The organism is Uliginosibacterium sediminicola, from assembly GCF_039631295.1.
In the GTDB taxonomy this organism is placed as follows: domain Bacteria; phylum Pseudomonadota; class Gammaproteobacteria; order Burkholderiales; family Rhodocyclaceae; genus Viridibacterium; species Viridibacterium sediminicola.
The window spans coordinates 127978-145074 of sequence record NZ_JBDIVE010000009.1; the positions used below are offsets into that span (position 1 = coordinate 127978).

General features: G+C 59.5%; 15 protein-coding genes, 1 tRNA gene and 1 pseudogene. 6 read left to right on the forward strand and 11 right to left on the reverse strand.

Annotated features, from left to right (window positions below; translation table 11 throughout):
* The first annotated feature begins 63 nt into the window (after nucleotides 1-63).
* The 6 genes from ABDB84_RS15625 to ABDB84_RS15650 all read left to right on the forward strand — a co-directional run bounded on the left by ABDB84_RS15625 (nucleotide 64) and on the right by ABDB84_RS15650 (nucleotide 5320).
* Nucleotides 64-1056, forward strand: a complete 993-nt coding sequence (locus ABDB84_RS15625; protein WP_345920686.1) for a polyprenyl synthetase family protein — start codon at nucleotides 64-66, stop codon at nucleotides 1054-1056.
* A 37-nt stretch (nucleotides 1057-1093) separates the two neighbouring features.
* A tRNA-Pro gene (locus ABDB84_RS15630) sits at nucleotides 1094-1170 on the forward strand.
* A gap of 201 nt (nucleotides 1171-1371) precedes the next feature.
* Nucleotides 1372-1950, forward strand: coding sequence for an ANTAR domain-containing response regulator (locus ABDB84_RS15635; RefSeq protein WP_345920687.1), 579 nt, complete (start codon nucleotides 1372-1374; stop codon nucleotides 1948-1950).
* A 310-nt stretch (nucleotides 1951-2260) separates the two neighbouring features.
* Nucleotides 2261-3511: a CmpA/NrtA family ABC transporter substrate-binding protein gene (locus ABDB84_RS15640; RefSeq protein ID WP_345920688.1), complete on the forward strand. Its 1251-nt coding sequence runs from the start codon at nucleotides 2261-2263 to the stop codon at nucleotides 3509-3511.
* Nucleotides 3512-3630: 119 nt separating this feature from the next.
* Nucleotides 3631-4518, forward strand: coding sequence for a nitrate ABC transporter permease (ntrB, locus tag ABDB84_RS15645; protein WP_345920689.1), 888 nt, complete (start codon nucleotides 3631-3633; stop codon nucleotides 4516-4518).
* Between the two features lie 10 nt (nucleotides 4519-4528).
* Nucleotides 4529-5320, forward strand: a complete 792-nt coding sequence (locus tag ABDB84_RS15650; protein ID WP_345920690.1) for an ABC transporter ATP-binding protein — start codon at nucleotides 4529-4531, stop codon at nucleotides 5318-5320.
* Nucleotides 5321-5371: 51 nt separating this feature from the next.
* Here the strand turns inward: ABDB84_RS15650 and ABDB84_RS15655 are convergent, their stop codons facing one another.
* The 11 genes and pseudogenes from ABDB84_RS15655 to ABDB84_RS15700 all read right to left on the reverse strand — a co-directional run bounded on the left by ABDB84_RS15655 (nucleotide 5372) and on the right by ABDB84_RS15700 (nucleotide 17092).
* Complete coding sequence (locus tag ABDB84_RS15655; protein ID WP_345920691.1) at nucleotides 5372-5692, reverse strand: hypothetical protein; 321 nt, start codon at nucleotides 5690-5692, stop codon at nucleotides 5372-5374.
* A gap of 178 nt (nucleotides 5693-5870) precedes the next feature.
* The gene (locus tag ABDB84_RS15660; protein ID WP_345920692.1) at nucleotides 5871-7091 is read right to left on the reverse strand and encodes an EAL domain-containing response regulator; all 1221 of its coding nucleotides are present in this window, start codon (nucleotides 7089-7091) and stop codon (nucleotides 5871-5873) included.
* Nucleotides 7092-7097: 6 nt separating this feature from the next.
* On the reverse strand, nucleotides 7098-8171 hold the full coding sequence (locus ABDB84_RS15665) for a protein-glutamate methylesterase/protein-glutamine glutaminase (RefSeq protein WP_345920693.1): 1074 nt from the start codon (nucleotides 8169-8171) through the stop codon (nucleotides 7098-7100).
* Complete coding sequence (locus ABDB84_RS15670; protein ID WP_345920694.1) at nucleotides 8168-8620, reverse strand: chemotaxis protein CheD; 453 nt, start codon at nucleotides 8618-8620, stop codon at nucleotides 8168-8170. Before ABDB84_RS15670 ends, ABDB84_RS15665 begins: the two co-directional genes overlap by 4 nt.
* 77 nt (nucleotides 8621-8697) lie before the next feature.
* Nucleotides 8698-9498: a CheR family methyltransferase gene (locus tag ABDB84_RS15675; protein WP_345920695.1), complete on the reverse strand. Its 801-nt coding sequence runs from the start codon at nucleotides 9496-9498 to the stop codon at nucleotides 8698-8700.
* Between the two features lie 149 nt (nucleotides 9499-9647).
* The gene (locus ABDB84_RS15680) at nucleotides 9648-11597 is read right to left on the reverse strand and encodes a HAMP domain-containing methyl-accepting chemotaxis protein (protein ID WP_345920696.1); all 1950 of its coding nucleotides are present in this window, start codon (nucleotides 11595-11597) and stop codon (nucleotides 9648-9650) included.
* Nucleotides 11598-11681: 84 nt separating this feature from the next.
* Nucleotides 11682-12245, reverse strand: a complete 564-nt coding sequence (locus ABDB84_RS15685) for a chemotaxis protein CheW (RefSeq protein ID WP_345920697.1) — start codon at nucleotides 12243-12245, stop codon at nucleotides 11682-11684.
* A 13-nt stretch (nucleotides 12246-12258) separates the two neighbouring features.
* Nucleotides 12259-13842: a methyl-accepting chemotaxis protein gene (locus tag ABDB84_RS20090; RefSeq protein WP_428715100.1), complete on the reverse strand. Its 1584-nt coding sequence runs from the start codon at nucleotides 13840-13842 to the stop codon at nucleotides 12259-12261.
* A pseudogene (locus tag ABDB84_RS20095) lies at nucleotides 13825-14748 on the reverse strand (HAMP domain-containing protein); the annotation flags it as partial. The pseudogene ABDB84_RS20095 and the gene ABDB84_RS20090, both read right to left, overlap by 18 nt.
* 134 nt (nucleotides 14749-14882) lie before the next feature.
* Entirely contained in the window at nucleotides 14883-15434 is a 552-nt protein-coding gene (locus tag ABDB84_RS15695; protein WP_345920699.1) for a chemotaxis protein CheW, read from the reverse strand.
* A gap of 11 nt (nucleotides 15435-15445) precedes the next feature.
* The gene (locus tag ABDB84_RS15700; RefSeq protein ID WP_345920700.1) at nucleotides 15446-17092 is read right to left on the reverse strand and encodes a methyl-accepting chemotaxis protein; all 1647 of its coding nucleotides are present in this window, start codon (nucleotides 17090-17092) and stop codon (nucleotides 15446-15448) included.
* Nucleotides 17093-17097: the final 5 nt, after the last annotated feature.

Below are 17097 nucleotides of genomic sequence, written 5' to 3' on the forward strand. Positions count from 1 at the left end.
TTGACGTGGTTTGCCTTGGCCACATAACATCCCGCGTCTTGCCACCTCATGCATGCGCCTGCCTTGTCCTCCCTTGTCTCGCTTGAACAGTTGTACGCACCGATTGCTGCCGATCTTGATGCAGTCAATGGTGTGATCCGTCAGCGCTTGCACTCGGATGTTGTGCTGGTGCGGCAGGTTGCGGAATACATCATCGGGGCGGGCGGCAAGCGCTTGCGTCCGGTACTGGTCGTGTTGGTTGCGCGCGCGCTGGGGTATGGCGACAAGCCGGGGGAGGTGCGTCATCATGAGCTGGCGGCCGTGGTGGAGTTCATCCATACCGCCACCTTGCTGCATGATGATGTGGTCGATGAGTCTTCGCTGCGTCGTGGCCGCTCGACCGCCAATGCGCTGTTTGGCAATGCCGCCTCGGTGCTGGTAGGCGACTTCCTTTACTCGCGTGCATTCCAGATGATGGTTGGCGTGCAAGATATGCGCGTGATGAGCGTACTGGCCGATGCGACTAATGTGATCGCCGAGGGCGAAGTCTTGCAGCTGCTTAATGTGCGCAATGCGGATGCGACGGTCGAAGAGTATCTGCGCGTCATTCACTACAAAACGGCGATGTTGTTCGAAGCCGCTGCACGTCTGGGCGGGATTCTGGGCGGGCTCGACGAAGCGGGGCAGGATCGTATGGCCTTGTTTGGCCGGCATATCGGCACTGCATTCCAGCTGATCGATGATGTGCTCGATTATTCCGGCGATGAAGAGACCACGGGCAAGCATCTGGGTGACGATCTGGCGGAGGGCAAGCCGACGCTGCCGCTGATCCATGCCATGCAGCATGGCACGCCTGAGCAGGCTGCCGCAGTGCGTCGTGCGATTGAGGAGACGGGGCGCGAGTCTTTTGCCGAGGTGATGGACGCGATCCGCGCGACCGATGCCTTGGCTGTCACGAGAGATTACGCAAAACGTGAAGCAGAAGCTGCGCGCAACGCAATTTCTGTGTTAGAATGCTCCGCTTTCGCAGACGCACTAAACAAGTTGTGTGACTTCGCAGTTGCACGAGAGTACTGAGAATTAATGAGTACGCTGTTTTAGTCTGTGTAGATTTCGGGGTGTAGCTTAGCCTGGTAGAGCGCTACGTTCGGGACGTAGAGGCCGGAGGTTCGAATCCTCTCACCCCGACCAGTTTCAAAGAAAAGGCCACGTTCGCGTGGCCTTTTTCGTGTCTGGTCCGGACGCGAGTAGTTTTAATTTCTGTTTCGTGTTCTTCAGCACAAGTCCTGAAGTTCTTGCATCCCTGTACAGTACTCGTCCGTGCGGTGTGGCGCGTGTCTTGCTGTATTGGTTCTGACTGCTTGTTTTGTCTCATCTTCCCAGGGGTCATGCATGCTCAAGGTGCTGGTCATCGATGAAATCCAGGAGCGCGCGCTTGAGATCTGTGAGGGCCTGACGCGTTCGGGGCACATGGTGGCGGCGGTGCTTTCCGATGCGTTCAAGCTCAATGACCGGATCAAGGAAATCCTGCCCGATGTCGTGCTGATCAATACCGACTCCCCCAGTCGCGACACGCTGGAAAATCTGGCGGTGATGAACCAGGACTTTCCGCGTCCGGTGCTGATGTTCTCCGAAGATAGCGGTGACGATGCGATCCGTCAGGCGATGCGTGCGGGCGTCTCGTCCTATGTCGTCGATGGCTTGTCGCCGGCGCGTCTCGAAGCCTTGCTCAAGGTGGCGACGGTGCGCTTTGACGAATACATGGCCCTGCGTCGCGAGCGTGACGACGCGCAGCGCAAGCTGAGTGAGCGGGTGGTGATCGACCGTGCCAAGGGCGTGCTGATGAAGGCGCGCGGCATGGGGGAAGACGAGGCTTATCACGCACTGCGCAAACTGGCGATGGAGCGTGGCCGGCGCCTAGTCGATGTGGCAGAGGAGATCCTCGCCAGTGCCAAACTCTTGCTCGGTTGAAGACGGTTTGACCGCACGCTGAAATCGTTTTTGGTGCGAGGCACTGCAGCAGTGCCCCCGGATTGTGCTCCGGAGACCTTGCGCAGCATTGACGTGAGATCCCTTTTTCGGGCTTAAGTGCTTGATGTGAAATAGTCTGTTGTTTGGTGGCACGTAGCGTGCTTAATTGTTCTGCAAGTGCGGGCCAAAGGCGGCCCGTCGCGGACAAAGGCGTCCGACATCGGGAGACTGAAATGTCTCTCCCATGTCGTGACGCCTTTTTTGTTGTCCGCTTGGAACGATAGTTTCTGAGTCACCGACGGAGATTAAAATGACCGAGAAGTTTGAAGCAGCAGGACGGCGCGATTTTCTCAAGCGAGGAGCAGCGATGAGCGGTGTAGTGGCGGCGGCTGGTAGCTTGCCCGCAGGGAGTGTGTGGGCAGCTGGGTCCGACAAGCCGGAGCTTGAAGAAGTAACCATTGGCTTCATTCCGCTGACGGATTGTTCGTCGGTGGTGATGGCGGCCGTCAAGGGCTTCGACAAGAAGTACGGCATCAAGATCATCCCTAGCAAGGAAGCTTCTTGGGCCGCCGTGCGTGACAAACTGGTCAATGGCGAGTTGCATGCTTCGCACGTGCTTTACGGTCTCATCTATGGTGTTCATCTGGGTATTGGCGGTCCGAAGAAAGACATGGCTGTGCTCATGTCGCTGAACAACAACGGACAAGCCATTACGCTATCCAACGCCTTGAAAGAAAAGGGCGCAGTTGATGGCGCCGCACTCGCGAAGGTGGTTGCGAAAAAAGACAAGGAATACACTTTTGCGCAGACCTTCCCGACCGGCACGCATGCCATGTGGCTCTACTACTGGCTGGCGACGTATGGCATTGATCCCTTCCGCGATGTAAAGAATATCGTTGTGCCGCCGCCGCAGATGGTGGCCAATATGCGCGTCGGCAACATGGACGGTTTCTGTGTGGGCGAGCCCTGGGGGCAGCGGGCCATCATCGACAAGGTCGGCTTCACGTCTGTGACCACGCAAGACATCTGGACCGATCACCCCGAAAAGGTGCTCGGTTGCACGGCAGAATTCGTCAAGAAGTATCCGAATACGGCGCGTGCCATGATGTGCGCCATTCTCGAAGCCTCGATGTGGATTGATGCCAGCGCGGCAAATCGCAGCGCGACGGCAGACGTCGTGTGTGCGAAGTCTTATATCAATACCGATGCGGATGTCATTCGCAGCCGAATGATCGGTCAGTACGAAAACGGTCTGGGCAAGAGCTGGTCGGAGAAGAACTACATGAAGTTCTACAACGACGGCGCAGTCAATTACCCCTACCTTTCCGACGGCATGTGGTTCCTCACACAGCACAAGCGCTGGGGCCTGCTCAAGGAAGACCCGGACTATTTGGGTGTGGCCAAGCAGATCAACCAGACCGCGCTCTACAAGCAGGCGGCGGCCATCGTCAAGGCGCCGGTGCCGAAGTCTGATTTCCGGACCTCCAAGCTGATCGATGGCACGGTGTGGGACGGCAAGGACCCGAAGAAGTACGCCGCCAGCTTCAAGATCAAGGCTTGATCCGTCGCACCACGCGGCGGGCTGATGCTCGCTGCGTGGCGCATGTCTGAGTGGCGGGTGCCTGCGGGTGCCGGCTCCTCGTGCCTGAACGCTAAGCGACCTGCAGGAGCGATCCGATCATGACGACCAGCATAACCATGTCTGACTTTTCCCCTATGACAGAACAATCTACTTCCGCTGCCGCGCCTGCCGCAGCGACTCCGGCCGCATCTGTGCCGCCCGCCAAGAATGCGCGCCTGCTCAATGTGTTGCGCCGCGTATTGCCACCGCTGATCGGCCTGGGTTTGCTGATCGGTTTGTGGGCCCTGGTGGCCATGAAGTCCAGCGGCATTCCCAGCCCCTTGCTGACCTGGCATGCAGCAGTTGAACTCTTTTCTGATCCCTTCTACGTGAATGGCCCCAACGATCAGGGCATTGGCTGGAACATCCTGTCCTCGCTCAAGCGTGTCGGTATCGGTTTCGGTTTCGCTGCGCTGGTCGGTATTCCTCTGGGCTTTGCCATCGGCCGTTTCAGCTTTCTCAACGCGATGTTCGAGCCGATCATCTCGCTGTTGCGCCCGGTCTCGCCGCTGGCCTGGTTACCGATTGGTCTGCTGGTCTTCAAGAAGGCTGATCCGGCGGCAACCTGGACCATCTTCATCTGCTCGATCTGGCCGATGATCCTCAATACCGCACAAGGTGTGCAGCGTATTCCGAGCGACTACATGAACGTCGCGCGCGTGCTCAATCTCTCCGAGTACAAGATCCTCACCAAGATCCTCTTTCCGGCGGTGCTGCCTTACATGCTGACGGGCATCCGCTTGTCGATTGGTACGGCCTGGTTGGTGATTGTTGCGGCGGAAATGCTGACCGGCGGTGTGGGCATCGGCTTCTGGGTGTGGGATGAGTGGAACAACCTCAAGGTGGAACACATCATCATCGCGATTTTCGTGATTGGCGTCGTCGGCTTGCTGCTTGAGCAGTTGCTGCTGCAGATTGCCAAACGCTTCTCTTACGAAAACAACTGAGGGCGCTGCCATGAAGCCATTAGTGCAAGTACAAGACGTCGGCATGAAGTTCGACACCAAGAACGGCAGCTTCGTCGCGCTGCGTGACATCAATCTCGACATCAGCGAGGGTGAGGTGATCACCCTGATCGGTCACTCCGGTTGCGGTAAATCCACTTTGCTCAACCTGATTGCGGGTCTGACCTTGCCGAGCTCGGGCGGGCTGATCTGTAATGGTCGCGAAATCGCGGGGCCGGGGCCGGAGCGTGGCGTGGTGTTCCAGAATCACTCTTTGCTCCCCTGGCTGAGCTGCTTCGACAATGTCTATCTGGGTGTCGAGCGCGTCTTCGGCGCCAAGGAAGGGCGTGCCAAGCTTAAAGAGCGCACCGAGGCTGCGCTGGCGATGGTGCATATGGATCATGCGATGAACAAGTTCCCGCATGAGATCTCCGGCGGCATGAAGCAGCGTGTCGGCATCGCACGCGCTTTCGCCATCGAGCCGAAGATCCTGCTGATGGACGAGCCCTTCGGCGCGCTCGATGCGCTGACGCGCGCCAGCTTGCAGGATGAGCTGATTGGTGTGATGGACAAGACCGGTGCCACGGTGGTGATGGTGACGCACGATGTGGATGAGGCCGTACTGCTCTCGGATCGCGTGGTCATGATGACCAATGGACCGGCAGCGACGATTGGCGAGATTCTGCAGGTCAAGCTTGCCAAGCCGCGCAATCGTCTGGCCCTGGCGCACGACCCGCAGTTTGCAGAGTATCGTGCAGCGATTCTGGAGTTCCTCTACAAGAAGCAACTTAAGCACGCGGCATGATGAAATGCTGTGGGTATTAAACAAAAAGCCGACCTAGAGTCGGCTTTTTGTTCAGAGTGTCAGAGTCTGTTTGTCTGTGCCGGGAGGGGCTGAGGGTGGTTTCCAGCCGATCTGCACCAGGTGTTCGATGAGCAGCGCATTGGCGTGGCTCTTGCTGAAATCGAGCGGCACCGAGAAGCGCTCGCAACCGGGCAAGGGCTCACGGCGTGGTTGGCGGTCGCCATCGTGTTCGTAGATGTACAAGCCTTGCCCCTGCTCATCGGTGCCGACCAGGCCAAATCGCGGCGTGCCTGCAATGCCGCGGATCCACCAGATCCAGCGCGGACTGATGCCGTTTTCGCAGTGTGAAGTTGTTTCAATCTCGAACGTCATGCTTACCTGCCAGAGTGTCACTGCAGCGGCTTGGGCTCAACTGCTGGCGGGATTCTAAACCGACAAATACTACTAAAGTAGTATTTTTGTATTGATTTCGAAAACTTATGTCACAGCGCGCAGCGAATGATGCCGCGCCCTGACGGACGGCGTGTTTTGCTGCACTGTACGGTGTGCATCACTGCACTTTGGCTTGCTGGGCAATGAAATTCGGAATGGCTTCGGCTGGAACGGGTGGCGAGAGCAGGTAGCCCTGGCAGGATTGGCAGCCGAGTGACTTGAGCAGATTCCAGTCTTCGATCTGCTCGACGCCTTCGGCCACCGTACTCATTCCCAGGCGCTTACCCAGGGCGATGGCCGATTCGAGGATGGCGCGCAGGTTTTCGCGATGATGGGCGCCGTCGACAAAGGAGCGATCAATCTTCAGCTCGCTGAACGGCACGCGGGAGAGCTGCTGCATCGACGAAAAGCCGGTGCCATAGTCATCGATGGACAGCCCGAAGCCGCGCAGGCGCAGGCGGATCAGATCGCGCAGCGCGGCAGCGTCCTGCATCATCACGCTCTCGGTGATTTCCAGCACGATGCGCTGGTGCGGAAAATGAGCTGCCTCGACACGCGCCAGGATCGCATCGGCGAGCTTCATGTCACCCAGCGAGGAAGGTGACAGATTGATCGCAATCGACAGGGATAGACCTTGCTGCGCCCATTGGTCCGCTGCTGCGAGGGATTGTTCGAGGATGCTCAGCGTCAGCTCGTTCATCAGGCCGTGCTGCTCTGCCAGCTCGATGAAGTCCGCCGGCGGGATGACGCGGCCTTCTGGCGTGACCCAGCGCGCCAGTGCTTCGACGCCGCGCGTGAAGCCGCTGTCAAGCTCGACCTTGGGCTGGAAATACGGGCGGATCTGTCCGTCGTGAATGGCGCTGAAGAGCTGGCTGTAGCAGACCCCGGGTCGCGATACCGCATCGGTTCGCCGCCGGCCGACCGTGATGTCCATGCGCCCGATCAGCTTGCGCAGCGTGTCTTCGGTCACCGGCTTGCGCACGGCGCCGAGCAAGGGGATGCCGAGATCCTTGATCATCGACTCGACCGATTCGATCAATACCTGCTCACGCGAGCTGGCGACGATCACCGCGGGCGGCGCACCGCGCTGGGCGAGACGATGGATCAGCTCGACGCCGTCCATCACCGGCATTTCCAGATCGATCACCATCAGCGCTGGTATGGGCTGCAGGCTGTCGAGCTGCTGCAAAGCCTGGATGCCATCGCCGGCCTGGGTGACCAGCGAGATGCCCATGGCCTGCAGCGCGGAGACGGTGTGCATGCGCTGCACGGCGCTGTCGTCGACCACCAGCACGCCCTGATCGAGCAAGCTACGACTTATCGGAAGCGATGTGTTCATGATGCGCTAACGTCCGTAACGACCGATTAAGGCGGGAATGGCATCGAGGCTGATCACCTCGTCGACGCCGCCGGTGCGGATGGCCTCCTTGGGCATGCCGAACACCACACAGCTCTGCTCGTCTTGCGCCACGGTGTGGGCGCCGGCGTCATGCATTTCCTTCATGCCGCGTGCGCCATCATCGCCCATGCCGGTCATGATGATGCCTAATGCATTGGCGCCGGCTGACTTGGCCGTGCTGCGAAAAAGTACATCGACCGAAGGCTTGTGACGCGACACCAGCGGGCCGTCCACGATTTCCACGTAATACTGCGCGCCGCTGCGCTTGACCAGCATGTGACGACCGCCGGGGGCGATGAGGGCTCGTCCCGGCACGATGCGGTCGTTATTGGCCGCTTCCTTGACCGTGATGCGACACAGGGAGTTGAGTCGCTCGGCAAAGGCTGCAGTGAACTTTTCGGGCATGTGCTGGACGATGGCAATGCCCGGGGACACCGCGGGCAGGGCGGTGAGCACCGCTTCGAGCGCCTGCGTGCCGCCGGTCGAGGTGCCGATGGCGATCACCCGTTCTGTCGTCTGCACCATGGCCTTGCTGCTGGCCGGCGGCAGGATCACGTCAGCCGTGTTCTTGGGTTGTACCGTCAGCGGCTCCGCGCGCGGCTGGGCCAGGCGTTTGACATTGGCACCGGCGGCGGCCTTGATCGCCGCCACCATCTCGTTAGCTGACTCGGTGAGGAATTGCTTGAGTCCGATCTTGGGCTTGGCGATGATCGATACGGCGCCGGCCGCCAGCGCTTCCATGGTGGTCTTGGCGCCTTTTTCGGTCAGCGTTGAACAGATGATGACCGGCGTGGGGCGCTCGCTCATCAGCTTGCGCAGGAAGGTGATGCCGTCCATGCGCGGCATTTCGACGTCGAGCACGATCACGTCCGGCCACTGCATCTTCATGCGTTCCATGGCCAGCAGGGGGTCGGCAACCGCCGCCATGACTTCGAGGCCAGGCGAGCCAGCGAGCATGCCGCTGACTACCTGGCGGACGACGGCGGAGTCGTCAACAATCAGAACCTTGATGGTTTTCATGCGTAGTGCCTTGCGCGTATGGGTAGTGCATTCTGAACCGGAGTTTGTCGCGACCAGACATGTCCGTTGGAGACGTCGAAAATGATCCGGCGATATCCTTCTCCAAACAGGCTGGCCGAGACAACCGGAATGCCGTGTGAATCGAGAATGGCGCGCGCGGCAATGCCATTTTTTTTGCCCACGCTTTGCTCATCCTTGGCGCCAAGATGCGGGAACATGTCGCCGCCGCCGAAGACCTTTGCCTGGCACTGCGAGGGTTTGACGCCACGCTCCTGCAGGTCGTTGAGCATCAGCCAGATCGCTTCGTCACCGTAGCGGCCATCCGCTTCCTGCGCGGGCGTGCCGCCGCGTGAGGGCAGCAGGAAATGCGACATCGCACCAATCTTGGCACGAGGATGCCAGATGGTGACCGATACGCATGAGCCGAGCAGGGTGGTGATGCGGTACATGGAGTTGCCTACGAAATATTCACCAGGTTGCAGAAATACTTTGCTGATCTTTGTTGCGCGAAGCATTGCATCCAATCTCAGGGGTTTTGGTAAATCGAAGGCGCAATGGCCTTTAGTTTGTCGCAGATGCCGTTCAGACTCTCTGAGTGCCCAATGCATAAATAGCCTCCGCTGCGCAGTGTGGGCAGGAGACGCTGGATGATCTGCTGCTTGGTCTCGTTGCTGAAATAGATCATCACATTGCGCAGGAAAATCACATCAAAGTTGCCCACGTTTGGCAGCGGATTGTTGAGGTTGATCTGCTCGAAGCGCACGCGCCGCCGTAATGCAGGATCGATCAGCAGCGTGCCATCCTGCGGCCCGACTCCGCGCAGGCAAAAGCGCTTGAGATAGGGTTGCGGAATATTGGTCGTGCGCGACAGGGGGTAATGCCCCTGCCGTGCTTTTTCGAGCACGCGGGTGCTGATGTCGGAACCGAAGATTTCCCAGGGGCCATCCTGCAGCACATCGGATAGCACCATCGCCATGCTATAGGCCTCTTCTCCGCTGGAGCTGGCTGCGCTCCACACACGGAAGGGGCGACCCTGGCCACGCGAGGCGCTGGCCGTCTGGCGCAGCAGGTCAAAGTGCTTGGGTTCGCGGAAGAAGTAGGTCTCGTTGGTGGTCAGCAGATCGATGGCGATCTGCGTTTCAGCCGGATTCTTGCCACTGCTCAGCAGATTCAGGTAGTCGCTGTAGCTGCGCAGTTGGTTTGCGTTCAGCCTTTTTTCGAGGCGGCCGCAGACCAGCGGTTTCTTGGACGCACTCAGGGTGATGCCAGCCGCATCAAAGATGAAGCGCTGGAACTGGATGAATTCTTTCTCGCTGATGCTGATCATGATTCGAGTTCCATCATTGTGCTGCCCGCCTCACGCGCCCTTGTTCCGAGATTGCGCGAGGCGTGAAGTCTGGTCTGTTCGTTTATGCTGGTTCCGTGAGAGGCCGGCCGCCGGCGAGCATGTCGCCGGACTGCCGGTGCTGTGCCCGCTCAGAACTTGGTGAAGTCCGTTTCGTCAAGCTCCTGAAGGGCATCGGTATCGACCACGTGGCGGGCCAGGCTTTTGTGTGCCTTGCGCGGCGCGGGCTGACTCTTGGTCTTTCCTGCTCTGGCCTTGCCGGGTTTGGCGCGCAGCGGCGTGGGGGCTTCGGCACCGGCAAGCTTGAAGAAGGACATCACTTGCTGCAGCCCTTCAGCCTGACCGCTCATTTCCTCGGCCGTGGCGGCCAGCTCTTCGGAGCTCGATGCGTTCTGCTGCGTCGTCTGGCTCAGCTGACCGACTGCGCCATTGATCTGGCTGACGCCCGTCGTTTGCTCTTCGGAAGCGGCAGTGATTTCCTGCACCAGATCTGAAGTCTTGCGGATGTTCGGCACGATCTGGTCGAGCAGGGTGCCGGCGCGTTCAGCCAGTTCCACGCTGCTGCTGGCGACCGCGCTGATCTCTTGCGCGGCAATCTGGCTGCGCTCGGCGAGCTTGCGCACTTCGGCGGCGACCACCGCGAAGCCCTTGCCGTGTTCACCTGCACGCGCCGCTTCGATGGCCGCATTGAGCGCCAGCAGATTGGTTTGGTAGGCAATGTCATCGATGATGCCGATCTTCTGTGCAATCTGCTTCATCGCCACCACGGTGGCTTTCACCGCTTCGCCACCTTCGGCGGCTTCCTGTGCCGACTTGGTCGCCATGCCGTCGGTGATCTTGGCATTCTCGGTGTTTTGCGAGATGGAGGCAGTCATCTCTTCGATCGCTGCGCTGGTCTCTTCAGCGCCGGCCGCTTGCTCGCTGGCCGCTTGCGACAGCGATTGCGCCGTGGCGCTCACCTCTTCAGAGGCGCTGGCCAGGGCTTCAGCGCTGGTGTTGACCTCGCTGACCACCTCGGCGAGCTTGTGCACCGTGCTGTTGACGTATTCCTGCATCTCGGCAAAGGCACCTTCGTACTCGCTGTCGATGGTATTGGTCAGGTCGCCGGACGAGACGGCGCCCATGACGCGTACCACGTCGCTGATGCTCTCGCCGGTGATCGCCACCAGGTTGTTCAGACCTTCGCCCATTTCCTTCTGGAAGCCTTGCAGCCCGTCCAGCTCGACGCGCTCCTCGAAGTTGCCATTGTTGGCGGCCGTGACGACGCGGCGCTGGCCATCGATGACCTGGCGCAGGCGTCCCACCATCTGCTGCACGGCGTAGAGCATGCTCACGTTATCGCCTTGGCGCAGCGTGATCTCGGCAGAGAGGTCACCTTGTGCCACCTTGTGCAGCAGTGAGGCCGCGTAATCAGGTTCGCCGCCGAGCTGGCGGGTGACGATGCGCGTGACCAGCAGGCCCAGCGCGATGGCCAGCAAGACTGAAACGGCGATGACCGAGATCATGATGATCTGCGTTTGCGACACGGTCTCACTTGCACTTTCGTTGGTGGCAGCGGTCTGGTTGCTCAGCTCTTCGATCAACTTGGAGAGCGAGCCTTCGATGGTGTTGATGGCCAGGCGAGCGTCAGCATTGCTGAGTACTGAGGCCTGGTCGAACTTGCCGTCCAGCGCCAGCTGCGCGACCTTGTCGTTCTGCGCAAGGTAGTTGGGCAGGGCGGCATCAACGTCCTTGAGCAAAGCCTTTTCCTTGTCGCTCAGATTGGTTGCGCGGTACTTTTGCAGGGCCGCATGGAATTTGTCCATGTGGGTGGCTGCGCGTTTGACGGTGTCTTTCTGTACCTCCTTGTCCTTTTGTGCTGGCAGTCGCACATAGGCACGTGAGTGCGCTGTCAGGCGTGCGGCGGCTTCGGATACGTATTGCAGCGGCAAAACGTTTTCGGCATAGGTGGTATGTATCATCTCACCGAGTTGAACGATGCGCGTCAGGCTGTAGATGCCGACCCCGGCCGTCAGGGCTGAGCAGATGAGGAAGGTCACCAACAACTTGTTGGCCAGCTTCAGACGTAAGAACCAGTTCATTTCAGACTCCTTAATACGCGAATGGCGATATGGCGATCGCGTGTAAAACAGGGACTGCTGCGCGACGTGTTATCGCTGGACTGCTCAGTGTGCTGTGTTGCCTTCGACAACCGTTGTCAGGGCATTGACTTCGTCAACGGCCAGAACGTGATCGGCATTGAGCAGAATCACGAATTTTCCTTTCACCTTGCCCATGCCCAGGATGAAATCGGCGCGGATGCTGGCGCCGAAGGCTGGCGGCGGTTCGATGTCGGCGGCTGCAATGTCGAGCACCTCGCTCACCGCATCGACCATGATGCCAATGGTCTGATGTGCGCCTGCGTCTTCGCCGCCTGCATTGATCTCCACGATCACGATGCAGCTGCGTTTGCCGACTTGCGAGGCGGGGCGGCCGAAGCGCGCCTGCAGGTCGAGCACGGGTACGACGGCGCCACGCAGATTGATCACGCCACGAACGGCCGCAGGCATCATCGGGACCTCGGTGATGCTGTGGTATTCGATGATCTCCTTGATGCGCAAAATGCCGATGGCAAACAATTCGCTGCCCAGAAGGAAGGTCAGGTATTGCGCCGGCGCAGCCTCGGCGATACGCAGCTTGGCCGCATGAGCGACAGCATTGCTGGCCGACATCTCTACACGTTCAGTCATGATGGCGGCCTTTTCAGTAGCGGGTGAAATGCTGTTCGTCTATATCGAATTCGTCGCTCTGTTTACTGACCCGTGCCAGGCTGGTTCGGCGCTGCGGGGGCGGCGCGACGGCTTTGGACTTGCGAGCTGCGGGCGCTTGTCCTTGCGCCGGCCCCAGGTTCTGCGCGAGTTTGAAGAAGGAGATCACCTGCTGTAGCTGCTCAGCCTGGCCACTCATCTCTTCTGCCGTGGCGGCCAGCTCTTCGGAGCTCGATGCGTTCTGCTGTGTGGTCTGACTGAGCTGGCTGACCGCTGTATTGATCTGGCTGACGCCGGACGACTGTTCTTCGGACGCCGCGGTAATTTCCTGCACCAGGTCAGAGGTGCGCTTGATGTTGGGCACCATCTCATTGAGCAATTTGCCGGCTTTTTCAGCCAGCTCCACGCTGCTGCTGGCTACGGTGCTGATTTCCTGCGCGGCAACCTGGCTGCGCTCGGCAAGCTTGCGCACTTCGGCAGCGACGACCGCGAAGCCTTTGCCGTGTTCGCCGGCACGTGCCGCTTCGATGGCGGCATTGAGGGCCAGCAGATTGGTCTGGTAGGCGATGTCGTCGATGATGCCGATCTTCTGCGCGATCTGCTTCATCGCCGCTACTGTGGCCTTGACCGCGTCGCCGCCTTCAACGGCTTCCGATGCGGCCTTGGTGGCGATATTGTCGGTGACCTTGGCATTCTCGGTGTTCTGAGTGATCGAAGCGGTCATCTGCTCGATTGAGGCGCTGGTCTCCTCGACGCCGGCCGCTTGTTCGCTGGCCGCTTGCGAGAGCGATTGCGCAGTGGCGCTGACTTCTTCGGAAGCGCTGGCCAGGGCTTCGGCATTGCTGTTGATCTCCTCGACCACATTGGCCAGCTTGACCACGGTGCTGTCGACGCTGTCGCACAGGGCACGCAGCTGACCATCGCACTGGACTTGTGTGGTTTGTGTAAGGTCGCCTATTTCGATTGCTTTGAGCACGCGACCGGTTTCGTTGAGCGGCCCGACAATGTTGTCCAGGGTGAGATTGATCCCTTCGACAATGCGGCGGAAGTCCCCGTCATGTACTTTGGCGTCGGCGCGCACATCCAGATGTCCGGCGCGCGCGGCGTCGACCAGGGTCGTGGTGTCGGTGATCAGCGCCTTGAGATGCTTGCGTACCTGTTCGATGGTGTTATTGATGAAGGCTTTTTTGCCCGGGAACTGTTCGAGCGGGGCATCGAAGTTGCCGCGCCCGAATTCCGCCACACAGGCCATCGCTTTTTTCTTCACCGCGATATGACCGCCCACCATGCTGTTGATACCGTGAGCCATGCTGCGGAAGTCGCCGTCGAATTTTTCAGCGTCAATAACGACATCAATCTCGCCATGGTCGTGCTCGGATGACATATGGTTCATCTCGGCAATCAATCCTTTCAGATTGCTGCGCACCCGCTCGATGGTGTCATTGATGAAGGCTTTTTTGCCCGGGAACTGCTCCAGCGGGGCGTCGAAGTTGCCACGTCCGAACTCGGCAACGCAGGCTAAGGCTTTTTTCTTGACGCTGATGTGGCTGGCCACCATGTCATTGATGCCCTGCGCCATGCGTTGGAACTCGCCTTCAAAACGCTCGCTGTGGATGGCGACATCGATATCGCCGCGATCATGCTCGGCCGACATGTTGTTCATCTCGGCAATCAATCCTTTCAGACTGCTGCGCACGCGTTCGATGGTGTCGTTGATGAAGGCCTTTTTGCCGGGCAACTGTTGCAAGGGTGCGTCGAAATTGCCGCGTCCGAACTCCTGGACAACGCCCATCGCCATTTTCTTCACCGCGATATGCGAACCGACCATGGTATTGACGCTCTGCGCGAGGGCGCGGAACTCGCCATTGAATTTCTGCGTATCGATGGTGACATCGATATCGCCTTTTTCATGCTCGGCCGACATGTGATTGAGCTCGGCATTGATCTTCTGCACGGTATCGAGCATGGCATTGACGCCATCACAGACCGCATGCAAATAGTCGGGCATGCCGTTCGAATCGATGCGCTGCGAGAGGTCTCCGGCAGAGGCTGCGCGGACCACCTGGGTGATGCTGCCCGAGATGTGATTTTCGAGCGCCAGCTCGGCGGTACGATCCTGCCACTCGACAACGGCGCCGATGCGCTTTTTGCGTTGGTCAAACAGCGGGGTCAGGGTCAGGCGGAACGAGCGTTGCCCCAGCTTGAGATTGGCGATGTGCTGGCCGCGCAGGTGCTCCAGCATGCTGCGTTGATGGACCGGATTCTTGTGGAACAGGTCGATACTCGAACCGACTACGGTGCGTGCCGAGAAGTGCGGCAGGTCCTTGCGTATATCGGCCTCAGCAACGGTCAGCATTTCGATGACCGACGGATTGGCGTAGACGATATTGAACTCGGCGTCGGCGATCATCACATTGGTCGCCAGAGCATTGAGCGCAATGGTTGATCGTTCGTCGTGCGCGTTCCTGAACAGGCTTTGCAACATGGTGTTCCTCCTCCGGTGAAAACGGTTTGGCGTGCCTGGCTGCCCTGATCCGGCTTGTTATCCTGTCGCCGGTGACTGCTGCAGCCTGGCTTCGCCTTGTCTCTCTGTTGCGCGCCAGTCGGGGTGTGGCGTGCTCAGTGCATAGCAGCGAGCTCGGTCGAGTTGGCGATAGCGGTGGCTTCTTCGACGGCCAGTACATGGTCGGGCTCAAGCAGGATGACGAATTTCCCTTTCACCTTGCCCATGCCGAGGATGAAGTCGGTACGGATGCTGGCGCCAAAAGCGGGGGGCGGCTCGATATCCGCAGCGGGTATTTCGAGCACCTCGCTGACCGCATCGACCATGATGCCGATCACCTGATGGGCCGCGTCATCGTCCTCACTGGTCTTGACCTCGACGATCACGATGCAGGTACGTTTGCCGACTTCAGAGGGCGCGCGCCCGAAGCGCGCCTGCAAATCGAGCACGGGCACCACGGCGCCGCGCAGATTGATTACGCCGCGCACTGCAGCGGGCATCATCGGAACCTGGGTGATGCTGTGGTACTCGATGATTTCCTTGACCCGCAGAATGCCGATGGCAAACAGTTCGCCGCCGAGCAGGAAGGTCAGGTATTGCTCGGGTTCGGTTTCAGCGGCCTGGGTTTTGCTGACCAGGGCGCTTGAGGTTTCAACGAGATTGCTCATGATGGCGCCTCTCAGAACCGGGTGAAATTGCTTTCGTCAGGACGGTCTTGCGTTACCGTGCTGAACGCTTGGACTGGTGTGCTTGCCCGCTGGGGGGCGCTCCGCGGAGCTTTGCGTGCAGCTTGTCGCGCCGGGCTGCCGCCAAGCTTGAAGAAGGACATCACTTGCATCAGTTGCTCGGCCTGGCCGCTCATTTCTTCGGCCGTGGCGGCCAGCTCTTCGGAACTGGAGGCATTCTGCTGCGTGGTCTGGCTGAGCTGGCTCACCGCTGCGTTGATCTGGCCGACGCCCGAGGTTTGTTCTTCGGAGGCGGCGGTGATCTCCTGCACCAGGTCGGAGGTGCGCTTGATATTGGGCACCATCTCGTCGAGCAGGCGCCCGGCGCGCTCGGCCAGTTCGACACTACTGCCAGCCACGCTGCCGATTTCCTGCGCGGCAATCTGGCTGCGTTCGGCGAGCTTGCGCACTTCGGCAGCGACCACCGCAAAGCCCTTGCCGTGTTCGCCGGCGCGGGCGGCCTCGATGGCGGCATTGAGCGCCAGCAGATTGGTCTGGTAGGCGATGTCGTCGATGATGCCGATCTTCTGTGCGATCTGCTTCATCGCGGCGACCGTCGCCTTGACGGCTTCGCCGCCCTCGCTGGCTTCGCTGGACGCCTTGGTGGCGATGCCGTCGGTGATCTTGGCGTTCTCGGTGTTCTGCGCGATGGAGGAGGTCATCTGCTCAATCGACGCGCTGGTTTCTTCGACGCCGGCGGCCTGTTCGCTTGCCGCTTGCGACAGGGTCTGTGCGGTGGCGCTGATTTCTTCAGAGGCGCTGCTCAGCGCTTCAGAGCTGCTATTGACCTCGCGCACGATATCGGCCAGGCGGGTGACCGTATTTTTGACGGCAAACAGCAGGCTGCTATTGTCATTGGCGCGGGTGATGACTTCGACGCTCAAGTCGCCAGACGCCACCTTCTGCAGCACTTCAGATGCATAGGCGGGTTCACCTCCGAGCGTCTTGAGCAGGTTGCGGGTGATCATCACGGCCATGACGATGCCGATCAGGATGGCCGTGATTGACAGCGTGATCACGATCAGTCGCGTATCGGCAAACTCGTCGGCGGCGTTCTTCTTGGCTTGCATCATCAGTTCCAGCTGGAACTGCGCCATCTCGTTCAAGGCGGTCTCAAAGGCCACGTTGGCCGGTGTGAATTTCAGCTCCAGATGTTCCTGTGCCTTGGCAATCTCGGCCGGCGTCGTGGATTTTTCGGCGAGCGCGTACATGGCGTCGTATTCATTGCTCAACAGTGCGCGTTTTTCCGCAACGACTTTGAAGAGTGCGCGACCGCGCTCGGTGTTGACCAGCTTGTCCAGCTGCGCCATTGCTTCCGTGTTCTTCTTGCGGTTGTCTTCCATGCGCGTCTTGCGGCGGTTGATTTCTGCCGGGTCGGTGCTGGTAATCATGGCGCGGATCTGGCGGCCGTTGTCGATGGTCCGCCGTAGCATGGTGCTGGCCAGCTGCTCCTTGGCAACCTTGTCGTCGACCAGATCGGTCATGTTGTCATTCATCTTGGACAGCTTGAAAATGCTGGTGAGGGAAACAATCACCAGTAGCAGGAGCACCACGCTAAAGCCCATGCCGAGACGTGTGCTGACTTTCATGTTGGCAAACATATTTA